This is a genomic window from Facklamia sp. P12945, from assembly GCF_050409485.1.
Lineage (GTDB): Bacteria > Bacillota > Bacilli > Lactobacillales > Aerococcaceae > Facklamia.
In genome coordinates, this window is the sequence record NZ_JBNUPJ010000008.1 from 1 (window position 1) to 13,193 (window position 13,193).

The 13,193-nt window shown below is 35.7% G+C and carries 13 protein-coding genes and 1 pseudogene; 2 read left to right on the plus strand and 12 right to left on the minus strand.

Annotation, left to right across the window (positions count from 1 at the left end; all coding sequences use genetic code 11):
* Window positions 1-316: 316 nt before the first annotated feature.
* From ACQV2X_RS03800 to ACQV2X_RS03815, 4 genes are all read right to left on the minus strand, one after another.
* Window positions 317-2,101: an ABC transporter ATP-binding protein gene (locus tag ACQV2X_RS03800; protein WP_428873375.1), complete on the minus strand. Its 1,785-nt coding sequence runs from the start codon at window positions 2,099-2,101 to the stop codon at window positions 317-319.
* Window positions 2,088-3,851 carry an ABC transporter ATP-binding protein gene (locus ACQV2X_RS03805; RefSeq protein ID WP_428873376.1) on the minus strand — a complete coding sequence of 588 codons (1,764 nt, stop codon included), beginning with the start codon at window positions 3,849-3,851 and terminating at the stop codon, window positions 2,088-2,090. Before ACQV2X_RS03805 ends, ACQV2X_RS03800 begins: the two co-directional genes overlap by 14 nt.
* Before the next feature lie 132 nt (window positions 3,852-3,983).
* On the minus strand, window positions 3,984-5,825 hold the full coding sequence (locus ACQV2X_RS03810) for a heavy metal translocating P-type ATPase (protein WP_428876429.1): 1,842 nt from the start codon (window positions 5,823-5,825) through the stop codon (window positions 3,984-3,986).
* Between the two features lie 211 nt (window positions 5,826-6,036).
* Window positions 6,037-6,714 (minus strand): LPXTG cell wall anchor domain-containing protein, encoded by a 678-nt coding sequence (locus ACQV2X_RS03815; protein ID WP_428894256.1) that lies wholly within the window; start codon window positions 6,712-6,714, stop codon window positions 6,037-6,039.
* Window positions 6,715-6,879: 165 nt separating this feature from the next.
* Between ACQV2X_RS03815 and ACQV2X_RS03820 the strand changes: the two genes are divergently transcribed.
* A complete protein-coding gene (locus ACQV2X_RS03820) occupies window positions 6,880-7,161 on the plus strand; it encodes a DUF1294 domain-containing protein (RefSeq protein ID WP_428873381.1) in 282 nt (93 codons plus the stop codon).
* A 45-nt stretch (window positions 7,162-7,206) separates the two neighbouring features.
* Here the strand turns inward: ACQV2X_RS03820 and fsa are convergent, their stop codons facing one another.
* The 3 genes from fsa to ACQV2X_RS03835 all read right to left on the minus strand — a co-directional run bounded on the left by fsa (window position 7,207) and on the right by ACQV2X_RS03835 (window position 9,282).
* Window positions 7,207-7,863: a fructose-6-phosphate aldolase gene (gene fsa / locus ACQV2X_RS03825; RefSeq protein ID WP_428875247.1), complete on the minus strand. Its 657-nt coding sequence runs from the start codon at window positions 7,861-7,863 to the stop codon at window positions 7,207-7,209.
* 98 nt (window positions 7,864-7,961) lie between these two features.
* Entirely contained in the window at window positions 7,962-8,624 is a 663-nt protein-coding gene (locus ACQV2X_RS03830; protein WP_428893166.1) for an HD domain-containing protein, read from the minus strand.
* Complete coding sequence (locus tag ACQV2X_RS03835) at window positions 8,605-9,282, minus strand: deoxynucleoside kinase (protein ID WP_428873385.1); 678 nt, start codon at window positions 9,280-9,282, stop codon at window positions 8,605-8,607. Before ACQV2X_RS03835 ends, ACQV2X_RS03830 begins: the two co-directional genes overlap by 20 nt.
* A gap of 175 nt (window positions 9,283-9,457) precedes the next feature.
* Here ACQV2X_RS03835 and nth point away from each other — a divergent pair, with 175 nt between their 5' ends.
* The gene (gene nth, locus ACQV2X_RS03840) at window positions 9,458-10,090 is read left to right on the plus strand and encodes an endonuclease III (RefSeq protein ID WP_428875221.1); all 633 of its coding nucleotides are present in this window, start codon (window positions 9,458-9,460) and stop codon (window positions 10,088-10,090) included.
* On the opposite strand, the gene ACQV2X_RS03845 is transcribed toward nth, so the two are convergent.
* From ACQV2X_RS03845 to lspA, 5 genes and pseudogenes are all read right to left on the minus strand, one after another.
* A complete protein-coding gene (locus ACQV2X_RS03845) occupies window positions 10,068-10,418 on the minus strand; it encodes a pyruvate kinase (protein ID WP_428873386.1) in 351 nt (116 codons plus the stop codon). The genes nth and ACQV2X_RS03845 overlap by 23 nt on opposite strands.
* Window positions 10,418-10,630: pseudogene (locus tag ACQV2X_RS03850) on the minus strand (hypothetical protein); the annotation flags it as partial. The pseudogene ACQV2X_RS03850 and the gene ACQV2X_RS03845, both read right to left, overlap by 1 nt.
* A 313-nt stretch (window positions 10,631-10,943) precedes the next feature.
* Window positions 10,944-11,672 carry a DUF2786 domain-containing protein gene (locus ACQV2X_RS03855; RefSeq protein ID WP_428873387.1) on the minus strand — a complete coding sequence of 243 codons (729 nt, stop codon included), beginning with the start codon at window positions 11,670-11,672 and terminating at the stop codon, window positions 10,944-10,946.
* 22 nt (window positions 11,673-11,694) lie between these two features.
* A complete protein-coding gene (locus tag ACQV2X_RS03860; RefSeq protein ID WP_428875189.1) occupies window positions 11,695-12,633 on the minus strand; it encodes an RluA family pseudouridine synthase in 939 nt (312 codons plus the stop codon).
* Window positions 12,630-13,088, minus strand: coding sequence for a signal peptidase II (lspA, locus tag ACQV2X_RS03865; RefSeq protein WP_428875190.1), 459 nt, complete (start codon window positions 13,086-13,088; stop codon window positions 12,630-12,632). The genes ACQV2X_RS03860 and lspA overlap by 4 nt, the downstream gene beginning before the upstream one ends.
* Window positions 13,089-13,193 lie beyond the last annotated feature (105 nt).

The window sequence follows — 13,193 nt, forward strand, 5'->3', positions numbered from 1 at the left end:
TTCCTTTCGCTAAGTTGTTTGTATATCTTTAGTGTAACAGAAGCTCCCTATTTTTATTTGTTTTATGTCACATATGTATTATCGCCTAACAATTGGTAAACCAATAGTAGCAATTTTACCCAAGACTCCTAAATATAAGCCTGCTTTATTAGCAAGATTTTTCTTATTTGTGCCTTTGAACCTTGTAATAATCTATCTAATAGATTCAATACATCAAGTAAGCCCATCATCAACTCTTTAAAGTTTTATTATTTAAGGATAATGTAAAAATTAAGAAAGAATTACTAAAACGCTGACTGAGGCTTTAGCAACTTAACTATTTTTCTTTTAAGGACTGTAAACGGTACATATCGTAATAGATTCCTTGATGAGCAATTAGTTCATCATGTTTGCCAACTTCAATAATATTTCCTTTATTCAAAACGTAGATTTGATCAGCTTTTTTAATGGTTGATAAACGGTGGGCAATCACTATTAAAGTAGCTTGTTGTCTAATTTTATCTAAACTTGTCTGAATATATTGCTCACTTTCAGTATCCATGGAGGCCGTTGCCTCGTCAAGAATTAAGATTTTAGGTTGGCGAATCACCGAGCGCGAAATATTGATTAATTGTTTTTGACCAGCTGATAGGGAAGCTCCTCCCTCGGTTACTAAATGGTCATAACCATCAGGGAAAGCTTCAATAAAGTGATCAGCTCCGGTGAATTTTGCAGCTGCAATTACTTCTTCATCCGAATAGTCTCCATGCAAACGAATATTATCCTTGATACTACCATAGAACATAAAAGCGTCTTGTTGTACTAAGGAGACTTGGTCTTTTAGGGTCTCTATGTCATAGTCTTTGATAGAGACTCCGTCAAAATTAATTTCTCCTTGATCAAAGTTATAAAACCGCATTAAGAGATTGATGATGGTCGATTTACCAGATCCAGTGTGGCCGACCAAAGCAATCATCTGACCTTGATGGGCTTGAATATTTATATCTTTAAGCACCAGTTGCTCTTGGTCATATGAAAAGCTTAAATCTTTAGTTGAAACTTCGCCATCCAATTGTCTTTGAATTTTCTTATTAGTTTGGCTGGGGTTAATATCTGAGTTTGATAACAGCTTACGCCCTCTGGAAGCAGATACCAGGCCATCTTGATAAACAGAAAGACTATCCAACATATTACCAATTGGATTAAAGAATGACTTGGAGTAAGAGGTGAAAGCATAAATTATACCGATATCTAAGTTGTTTCCTTTTAATAGTTGATTACCAAAAATCCAAATTACTAATACTAGAACAATTTGTTCAATCAAATTAACCGCTGGCATTAAAAAGATCGCATTCATTTTGAACATATTCGTTCTTGCTTTAACATATTCTTGGTTAACTTGGTCAAACTCATCTTTCATACGCTCGGTCTGATTAAACTGCTGAATTAACCACATTCCCATAGTCGATTCGGCCAATTTAGCATTCACTCGTGCCAGAGCAGACCGCATCTTGCGGTATACGACTGTCGATATTTTTTGATAAATATAAATTAGAATAAACACTAAAGGTAGAAAGGCAATAAACATCCAAGAAATACCAGCGTGTAAACTAAACATAGCTGTTCCAACGGTTACAGCATTAATGAAGCCATCAAAAAAAGTTAAGAAAACATTCCAGAACTCTTTAATTGTTTCAGTGTCATTTGTAATGCGCGAAACAACTTCGCCGTTAGGAGTTTGGTTGAAATAGTTCATACTTAACCGGCCTAGTTTTGAATACAGACGGTTACGCATACTTGCCACAGTGTATTCGCTCGCCATAAAGAAGTAAAAATCTTTGGCATAAATCAAGATCATTCTTATAATCAAGAGGCCCAAATAAGTTAAAGCCACTTTGATGGTGATATTAAAACTTGTCACTTGACCAGCTGAAATACTGTCTAAATAACGTTTAATAATAATCGGCAAATAGGCAGCAATAGATGAGGAAGCAATCATTGCAATGACAGAAATAAGAAACCGCCACCACTGATTGGAAGCGAAAGAGAAGAGATAACGTAAGATATCGATTTGTTCAAGAATTGAAAATTTAGTTTGTCTAGTTTTCTTATTCTTCTTCACCGACTTCACCTCCTAATTTCTCTTCTAATTGTTGTTGGGTAAACATATTGGCATACCAACCATTCAAGGCAACTAGCTCTTGATGGTTTCCTCTTTCAGTTATTTTCCCTTGGTCTAGCACAATAATCTCATCGGCATGCATAACAGAAGATAGGCGATGAGTCGCAATAATCGAAATGCCATTATCTCTTTCATCTTTTAACTTACTTAAAATAGCTTGTTCAGTTCTAGCATCCACTGCTGATAGGGCATCATCCATTAATAAAATTTGAGGCTGCATAGCCAGCGTTCTTGCAATTGAAATCCTTTGTTTTTGACCACCAGAAAGTGATACCCCTCTCTCACCTACTTCCGTCTCATAGCCATCAGTAAAATCAAGAATATCTTGGTGAATATCAGCTATTTGAGTGTAATGTTCCACTTGATCTTGTGACATATCTGGCCGGCCAAAACGAACATTCTCTCTAACAGAAGTTGAAAACAACAGGTTTGTTTGCGGAATATAGCCTACATGGTCTCTTAAGTAAGTTAAATCAATCTTAGTTAAATCTTGATTGTCAAATAAAATCTGACCTTGATCTAAATCATAGAGACGAACTAAACAGTTTAAAAGGGTCGTTTTACCTGAACCAGTTTTGCCGACAATTCCTAATGTTTGTCCTTCGCTTAGTTCAAAAGTAACATCTTGTAAATTAATTTCTTCACTAGTAGGATAGGTAAATTGTTTGATATCAACCTTTAGGTTTTTAAATGGAAGTTTCTTAATGCCATCTTTTGGATTAGTAACACTCGCCTTTTGAGCTAGGAGTTCTGTTACCCGGTCATAGGATGCATTCCCTCTTTCCATGGTATTGACTAAACGACCCACTGCTAAAAGAGGCCATGTCATATTACCTAAATAAGAAAAATAAGCAATCAATTGACCAATCGAGATTCTACCCTCACTGACAAAGTATGAGCCAAAGATAATTGTTAAAACATAAGTTAATCCTGTAATTAAGTTAATGATAGGAGAATAGGCTGAATTGACTAAGTGGACCTTACGATTTTGAGCAATTACATTATCAGTTGCTTTTACAAAGTCTAAGTGGTCTTCTTTTTCTTCGCCAAAGGCTTTAATGACTGTCATTCCAGCTACACTTTCTTGCACATGATCATTCATTTTAGAAAAAGCTCTTAGGGACTCTCTAAAGTATTTATTAATCCACTTACCTAAGTATCTTGAAACAAAAATAAGCAAAGGGAAAGGAACAATTGTATAGAGTGTTAACTTCCAATCAATAATAATTACCATGGAAAAAAGTGTGACGATTGTGATAGATAAGGCATCAGTTAAGGTTAAAATACCTCCCCCAGCTACAAAGCGTAACGCTCGTAGGTCATTAGTAGCGTGAGCCATCAAGTCACCGGTACGGTATTTTCCGTAAAAGGTTTGATCCATTTTTGTAAAGTGGTCATATAATTTATTACGCATAATCGACTCTAAAATAGTGGAATTAGTAAATAGATTCGATCGCCACATATAACGTAAGCCATACATCATTAGACCGACCAATAAAAGCAATAACATATACTGTAAAAGAGAGGATGAAGTTAGACTACCTTTTGCCATTTGGTCAACTACTTGACCAATTAATAAAGGAATTATTGCAGATAAAACAGCACAAGAAATCAACCCCCCTATTGCCAAGGTATAGGTCTTCCATCTTAATTTAAAAAACCATGCTAATTTGCGAAAAATTGCAAACATTATTTTTCTTCCTCTCTATATTTTTTTCAAGTAACTCTTATTGTAGTATATTTTAATCTCGATTTCATATTAAATGCATAAAACTCTCCCAAAATACCAAAAATGGGAGAGAACCGAGATTAAAAGTAAAAATTATTCATTTAAAGACTCGTTTTGTCTTAAAAGACGAAGACCGTTTAAAATAACTAAAATAGTAGAGCCTTCATGAAAAACTACACCTAAAGGTAAGTCTAAAGTACCTAGAAAGTTAAGGACAATTAATATAAAGATGACACTAATAGCAAAGATAATGTTTTGCTTAATGATTCGATTTAATTTATGACTCAACTGGTAAGAATAAAATAGTTTCAATAAATTATTTTTTACAACGATAATTTCAGATGACTCCATCGCGATAGAAGAGCCAGATCCCATGGCAATACCAATATTAGCATGGGCTAAAGCAGGAGCATCATTAATTCCATCGCCAATCATGCCCACTACCTTATCCTTTGCTTGACTTTCTTTAACATATTTTATTTTATCTTTGGGTAAGCATTCAGCCACTACATCTTCAATTCCTACCTGCTGACCTACTTTTTTAGCAACTTGATGGTTATCCCCAGTAATCAGGACAACTTCTACTCCGGCTTGCTGGAATTTCTTAACCGCTTCAATTGATTCGGAACGAATCTTATCAGCTAATGAGAGATAACCTAATACTTTTTCTTGATTAGCGATAAAGATAGTTGTATGCCCTTCTTCTATTCGATCAATATATTGTGCATAATTTGCTAAGTGTTCAAAAGTAGAAGGTTTTCCAACTTGAATTTCTCCCTTTTTCATCCCTTGTCCTGGTAATTCTTCCACCTTTTCATGGGTATCTACTTCCGACAAGTCTAGATCCTTAAAATGCTTAACAACTGCTAGAGCAATGGGATGGTTGGAACCTTGTTCCATATAAACTACTTCTTTTAAGTAGTCTTCTTCTAGCTCATAATCAACCACATCAAAGACACCTTGAGTTAGAGTACCAGTTTTATCTGAAAATAGAATATCCATGGTATTTAATGATTCCATGGCTGCTCCACCCTTGACCAAAATACCATTTTTAGCTCCATTAGAAATGGCTGATAAAGTGGCTGGAGTAGCCGTAGCAACTAACGCACAGGGACTAGCCACCGTTAGCAAGACCATGCCGCGGTAGAAAGCCTCTTGGAAGGAATAATCCACTAAAAAATATAAGGCAACAATGAATAAAGGCACAGCGATTAAAACACCCATAGCATAATGTGATTCAAAGCGATCGATAAAACTCGCTATTTTAGATGGATTGGACTGGGCCTCTTGAACCATCCGAATAATGGAAGAAAAGACTGTATCTTTACTTAGCTTACTTACCTCTAGTCTAAAAGAATTTCCTTCATTGATTGTACCAGCAAAAACTTCTTCGCCTTGATTTTTTTCTACTGGTAAAGATTCTCCGGTTAAAGCAGCTTCATTTATGATTACCGATCGATCTGAGAAACCATCGATTGGTAAGGCATCACCCTTAGCTACCAATACTTGATCACCTATTTCTAAACTATCTGTAGGCACTTCTTTCGTTTCACCATTTGGTAAAATTTTTAAGGCTACATTAGGCACATGCCCCATTAGTTCTTCGATGGCCTTAGTAGATTTATTGGTTGCATATTCTTCTAAAACTTCGGCCCCTGCAAAGATGAATAAAAGCATAGCTCCCTCAGACTCATAATTAATAATAACAGCTCCTAAAGCTGCTAAAACCATGAGGAGGTCTACATTCAATTTTTTTTCAATAAAAGTCTCACTGACAGCTTCTTTAGTGGCAAAAAAGCCTAAAAAGAAAATAGCTAAATAAAAAGCAAACCGACTCAAAAGAGGATTAAATGAAAATAAGAAACCTGCGATCATTAAGATAGTTCCTATGGCAAAAAACTGCCCTTCACGATTCCTAAAGATACTAACCACCACAAAATCTCCTTCTTTCTTTCGTAATTCTCTAACAAAAAAAGCGCACCAAAGACAGTTAATGAAAACTGTCTCACAGGTACGCTAAGGTATCTCTGCTGTCCTCGCAATGAGGACCGGGCTGCATGATTATATCACCGCTTGATCAGAAATATTTAATTGTTAAAGTTTATAATCATATTATACCGTCTATTTATTTTTTGTCAAGGTGTTTTTAAATCTTTTCGAAATGATCGACTAACATGGCTGGAACAAGCTGTTTATTAGAAACTTTTAAGCCTTGCATCTTACCATAAACTTTGACATGATCGTCTGTATTTAGCGTTTGGTCCGTCTCGTTAATGAATTTTAAAGCTACAAGATTAACGGGTTCTTCTTGGCTAGTAGATAAAGAACCTAAGGCGATAGCACCTTCTACTCCTAAATCTTCAGTAAAGAACGATGCGATTTTCCCTTCAAGTTGCACCCATTCATCTTTTAAGCCATTATTATCAATTAGTTCTTGATAGTGAACAAAACGATAAGAAGAATGGTCGAATGATTCACTTGAGGTAAATGCGTTTTGACTATTATTTAGGGGGGGAGTTTTTCCGTCCTCTGCTTCACTTGCTTCATCAAGATTTACTCCTATTTCATCATTATAATGCTGAGCTTTTTGAGCTGCTTGACCTTCACGTAAAGGAACGTTATCTTTGAACGGATCTTCCCCTAAAGCATTGGTTGAAGAATCAATATCAGAATTAATATGAACCGGACCTAAAGGATCGTTCATAGTCTTGTCAGTAACCTGAGGTTTATTATTTGAATCTTTACTTTTACGTGATAAGAAGTAAATGGCTCCTAAAATAATAACCAATCCGAGTATCAATAATAAAGTACTTGTATCTATCATATACATTCTCCTCTGTCATTTTGTTATAACCATTATAACTCATTTACTTGTCTTTAGAAAAATGTTTTGCTTAAATTAATAATCAGTTTATTTTGCAAGAACCATCGCTGTATTTAGCCCGTTTAGCGTTATAATAATATTAACTTATTAATAGAAAGGTGACTTATGCCGACTTATATTTACTTTGTCATAGGACTGCTTGGTCTTTGGAATATTGTTGTTTTTTCACTCTATGCTGTTGATAAATATAAAGCCAAACATCAGCTTTGGCGTATTTCAGAAAAAAGCTTATTAATAGCCACCTTTTGTTTAGGGGGCTTAGGTGGTCTAATAGCTATCTATCTTTGCCGTCATAAGAGCCGTAAAGGGATATTTTTAGCAACTGCCCGATTATCCTGCTTAATGATTGTGGCCTTTGTGGGTTATCTGACTGGTCTAAATTTTTAAAAATAATTAATTAAAAAGGATCTAAAAGCTAGATCCTTTTTCTTTTTATTTAGATTGTTTATGCTGAAAAGCTTCCCAGTCTTTTAAGAAGCCAGCAATTCCTTTGTCAGTTAATGGATGAGACCATAATTTAGGGAATAGACTGCCGGGTACCGTTGCAATATCTGCTCCTGCAACAGCTGTGGCTTCAAAATGTCCAATATGACGAATGGAAGCAGCAATAATTTCAGCGTCTAATGCATAGTTATCTAAAACTAAGCGTAAGTCAGCAATCAATTCCATACCATCTTCTCCCATATCATCGATTCGTCCAATAAATGGAGATATATATGTGGCACCTGCCTTAGCCGCTAAAAGGCCTTGAGCCACTGAGAAAATAAGTGTGACGTTAGTCTTAATTCCTTCTTTAGACAATGTATTAACAGCTTTTAAGCCTGCTTCAGTCATCGGAATTTTAACCACGATATTATCTGCCCATTGGGCAACTTGTCTAGCTTCTTTAACCATGCCTTCATAATCTAAGGCAATGACTTCAGCCGAAACAGGTCCATCAACAATTGAACAAATCTCTTTGATAACTGTTTCAAAATCTTTTCCCTCTCTAGAAATTAATGTAGGATTGGTAGTAATGCCATCCACCAAACCTAGGTCGTTGATGCGCTTAATTTCTTCAACATTTGCAGTATCTAAAAAGAATTTCATATAGGGCCTCCTAATTGTATTCGTTTACTTCTTTGAGTATAACAAGCTTAAAGAATTATTTCAATCTTGAAAACTTTATAGTCAACTGCCCAGGCCATTTAACTCAATTGATTGGTATTTGAGAGGGTATCTTGATCAAAAGCTTGTAGAAAGTCAATCATTAACTGATGACGATTTTTAGCCATTTCCTGCCCAGCTTTAGTATTCATTAAGTTTTTGAGCTTTAATAACTTATCATCAAAATGTTGGCGTACGTTTCTTACTTGACGATAAGTTTCTTTGGAGCATACAGCTTGTGCCGAAGTATGAACAGCTTTCGGATCATAAAGACTATGCCCCTTGCTACCTCCGTAGTAGAAAGTTCTAGCAATACCAATCGCACCGATTGCATCTAGGCGATCGGCATCTTGAACAATTTGGCCTTCCAATGTTAAGTGTTGTTTTTCTATTAAATTGGCAGCAAAAGAGAGGTTTTTTATAATACTTAAGACTTGCTCTATTTCTTCCAGAGACATTTGGGCTTCTTTAAGTATATGTCTTACATCTTTTTCCGTAAGGAGGTAATCAACTTTTATTTTTTCATCTAATAAATCATGGGTATAAGCAGCTGCCAAAACAACATCAACATTAATAGGCTCTTGTATATGTTTGATTATTTGCTCACAATTGGCAACCACCCGTTGGATATGTAACCAATCATGCCCACTTTTTTCTTGTCTTAAATAAGTTTTGCTAAAGTCTTTAATCTTGTCCATATCCATCGGCAGGAACCCCTAGCTCTTCTAGTTTAACAATAACCATTTGTATCACTTTTTTTGCATCAGCAGGATTATTTAAGACATCCAATTCATCAATCGATATCTTTAAAACTTGGGAAGCATGATAATGGTTATCTACCCAATCATCATAACCTTGCCATAGACGATAATAATACTCGATTAATTCAGGGTCTTGTTCAAAATCGCGACCTCTTTGATTGATTCTTTTTAAAATGCTTTCAAAAGATCCATGTAAATAAACCATCAGATCGGGTGCTTTTTTGGGTAAATCTTCTAATTCTTCCATCATATTGTCTAATAATTTCTCATAAATAATAAATTCTTCGTCCGAAATTTTACCCGCTTGATGGTTGACCTTGGCAAAATACCAATCTTCATAAATGGAACGATCTATTATATTATGTGGGTGATAAAAAGCTTTCTTGATATCACGATAACGACTGGACAAAAAGTCTAATTGTAATAAAAATGGATACCTTTTTCTTTCTTGTTCTTCTTCACTTGCGGTGTAGTATAAGGGTAAGATATGATTATCATCTACATTTTCGTAATACACCTGGCTCTTTAAGGCCTTACCTAAAAAAGTCGCTAAGCTTGTTTTGCCAGCTCCAATCATTCCTCCAATAACTATCATAGCCATGGTTTCCTCCTAAATTAAAAAAATAACACAAGATGTAGTGTCGTTTTTTAATACTAACACAAAATCTTGTGGATGACTATCTTTTTATCTGTAAAAAAATATTTGAGAAATTGACAGAGATTACTTATGATAGTCATTAAAGACTGATAATTGATTAATTTTTAGAAAGGGTTTTATTATGCTAACTAACCACTGTGCACGTCATGTATTAGAAGAAATCATTGCTCTATTTCCAGATGCTAAAGCAGAATTAAATTTCTCAAACCGCTATCAATTATTAGTAGCTGTATTATTGAGTGCTCAAACAACTGATGTAGCGGTTAATAAAGTGACGCCTGCCTTATTTGCCGCCTACCCTAGTCCTAAAGAACTTGCAAAAGCGAGCCCGCAAGAGATAATGCCTTATTTAAAAACAATCGGCTTGTATCGCAACAAGGCAAAATATCTCCACAAATGTGCCAATCAATTAATGGAACGCCATCAAGGTGAAATTCCTGGTAATCGTAAAGATCTTGAAGCCCTGGCCGGAGTTGGTCGTAAAACAACCAACGTGGTCTTGAGTGTCGGCTTTGGAATTCCTGCCTTTGCAGTGGATACGCATATCCATCGTATCTGCCTCCATCATCAGATTGTTGATCCTGGTGCGAGTGTTCGTCAAGTTGAAAATCGTGTAATGGAGGTCTTGGATAAAGACCAATGGACTCAAGCCCATCAATCTTTAATCCTATTCGGTAGGAGAATTTGTCATCCGCGCAATCCAGAGTGCCATAACTATCCTCAACTCTTTACTTGTCAAGAGGAGGAGTAGACCCTAGATTTGCACGATTTAGAACGCTAAGTTGTGGTGTCTTTTGGTCGAGGCGACCTTGCATTCTTTTAAAGATAGGATCAAGCATTTTAACCGTTGCCACTGCATAATCGCCTTTGTTTATCATAACACAATCTGAGCGAGCTCCCTCAGTGACATCTGTTACTTCAGAGCGACTCGGCACACCGGTTTTAATTAATTTATCGAAGACTTCTGTGCCCCAAACGACGGGGTCATCAGCTGCTTCAGCCATCCACATGATTGGCTGTGGAAGTTCGGCTAAGCGAATATAAACTCTTTCAACAGCTAAATCGCCACGCGCGATCATTAAAGCGAAAGGCTGCTAGCTCGCAGCTGTAAGATAATTTCAGCTAGCTTCGTAATGGCTTGGACGGTTTCTATTTTAACCATAATTGGCATATAACTCGCAGCCTTACCTAATTCAATTTGAAGTTGTTTTTGAATTTCTTTAATATCCTGAGCAGTTCTAATGCATGAGCAAGCAATTACATCGGCACATTGACAAGCAAAAGCGATACCTTGCTTGTCTTTTTAATTTAAAATATCTGTTTCAAAAATTGTTTGAGGAAAGTGAAGTCCCTTTTTCAGCTTTTTGGCGCTTGGATCTTCTCTTTACTTTTTTATCCCTAATACAGCATACTTATCATTTGCTTTACTCACTTTTGTAGTAATTACCCCATCATCAATTAAAACCGAATCTCCAATTTTTAAAGCAGAATAAATCGTCGGAATTTGACTTGCTCATATAAAAAGATCCATTCTACAATTAATCATTTGGCTAAGAGACGCCGATTGGCTTCAATCATAGTAAATCTCCAATTATAAAATTGTTTTAATGATTGGACTCTGCTTGGTGATTTATCTGAGCTTGGGTGAGATTGACATTTTTTCCTTTTTGAAAGCCGTCTTGATAGGCATGGTTAGATCGCGAAAAGGAAGGTTGATTAAATGTGAGTGAACCCGTTATTTCTCGGTTAAATTTTTCTTTGACAGCTTCTGGCGTTTGAATAATCAGGGCATACTTTTCATTTTCATTCATCATGGCTTGACGTTGGATATCAAACTTTTCCTTAAGTCCGTCCATAAATCCTTGATAATAGGATTTTCTCAACTGAGATAGAGGATTGCTGCTTAAATCTTCTTCACTTAATTCAGCTAGATGAATTTTAGAATAATACTTCATTGTATCCGCTGCTAAATTAAACATTTGAAAAGCAAGATCCACATCTTCTGGAAAACCCATTAAAACAATTTTGCGTTGAACCGAATGCTGATGAGGTAATCGGTTACTTTGGATATAAAACATGCAACGAAAATTATCGGCGATAATCCTAACTAAAACTTTTTCCCACCAATACAAGCGTTTATAGACTGATAAGGAGCGTAAAATGATTTCTGGACTTTTTTTATCAGAAACTTCTTGCTGAGAGATTTTATGTTTTAACATCAGTTTTTGAGCCATCAGCAAAGCAGTTTGGCTCTCTTCATCATTTCCGCCATCTTCAGCTAAAGTCAATAAATTTCGGATCTTAGCTAAAATCTTTTGATTAGTCTCAGACATCTCTACTTCCCTCCTTTTCTAACTATTTTAGACTATTTATAATTTTTTGCATCTTTAAGGGCAATGGACATTCAAAATGTAAGGGCTCATCTGTAACAGGATGTAATAAATCAATGGCCTTTGCATGTAATAGTTGCCCGTCTTTTTGATTAGCTAATTCCCCCGGTAAATTTTGAAGATTTCTGCGATAAAGTGGATCGGCTATAATTGGATGACCTATAGCTTCCATATGGATGCGAATTTGGTGAGTCCGACCAGTCTGTAACTTTAATTGCATTAATGTGGCGTATTGAAAACGTTCCAGCACTTGAAAATCAGTAATAGCTTCTTTACCCGAGGGATCCACATGCCATCTTAAGCGATTGGATGGGTCACGTTTAACAGGCATTTCAATATGTCCGGAGTCGCTTTCAACTTGCCCATTAACTAAAGCGACATAAGTCCTCCCCATGGTGTGATCCACCAATTGTTGACTTAAGTGACGATGGGCTTGATCATTTTTTGCTACTACTAATAAACCAGAGGTATCTTTATCAATTCGATGAACAATTCCTGGTCGGTAAGATTGAAAGCCTTGGGATAGCGCTTTTCCTAAATAATGATAGAGGCCATTCACTAGAGTTCCGTTAGTGTGTCCTTTAGCAGGATGGACAACCATCCCAGCTGGTTTATTAACAAGCAAAAAACTGTCATCTTCAAAGATAATCTCTAACTCCATCACTTCAGCAATCAACTCGAATTCTTCAGGGCTGGCTTCTTTTTCAGGAAAATCAATCGTAATCATCTCATCCCCTTTTAAAATGGCGTTAGCTTTTAAAAATTGATTGTTAACTTTTACTCTTTTTTCTTTAATTAATTTTTGTAATTGCGATCTACTAAAATTTGGATAATAATTAGTCAAAACTTTATCTAAACGGTCTTGATCTGCTTCATTATTAGAGAGCTTTAATGCTTCTGTCAAATTAAATCACTTCCTTCTTCGGTCCATATAACCATTATAATCAATAAAATAACGCCTAGAGTAAGCGCCACATCTGCCAAATTAAAAATTGGAAAATCAAACAGACGAATCTGTAACATATCTACTACATAGCCTCTCACTAAACGATCAATTAAGTTGCCAACTGCCCCTCCTAATAAAAGTGCATAAGCAAGTTTAGTCCAAGGGCTATGGTAGCGATTTTTCCAAATTAAATAAACTAAATAGAAAATCACTAAAAAAGTTACCCCTATTAAGAAAAAACGTTGGCCGGCAAATAAGCCCCAACCCGCTCCTGTATTATGAATATAGTTTAACTGAAAAAAATCAGGAATAATTTCTAGCGTTTGATTTAGCGTTAAATGATTTTGGGTCCATATTTTTAAAGCTTGATCCAGTATTACGATTATAGCCGTTATGATAAAAGTGGTCGTCATTTAATCCTCCTTGTCCAAATTAATTCTAATTTGTTATAATATTTGTGTTTACAATACCTATTATTATATACTAGATGTATTAAAAAGTTCAATTTAGATAAACTA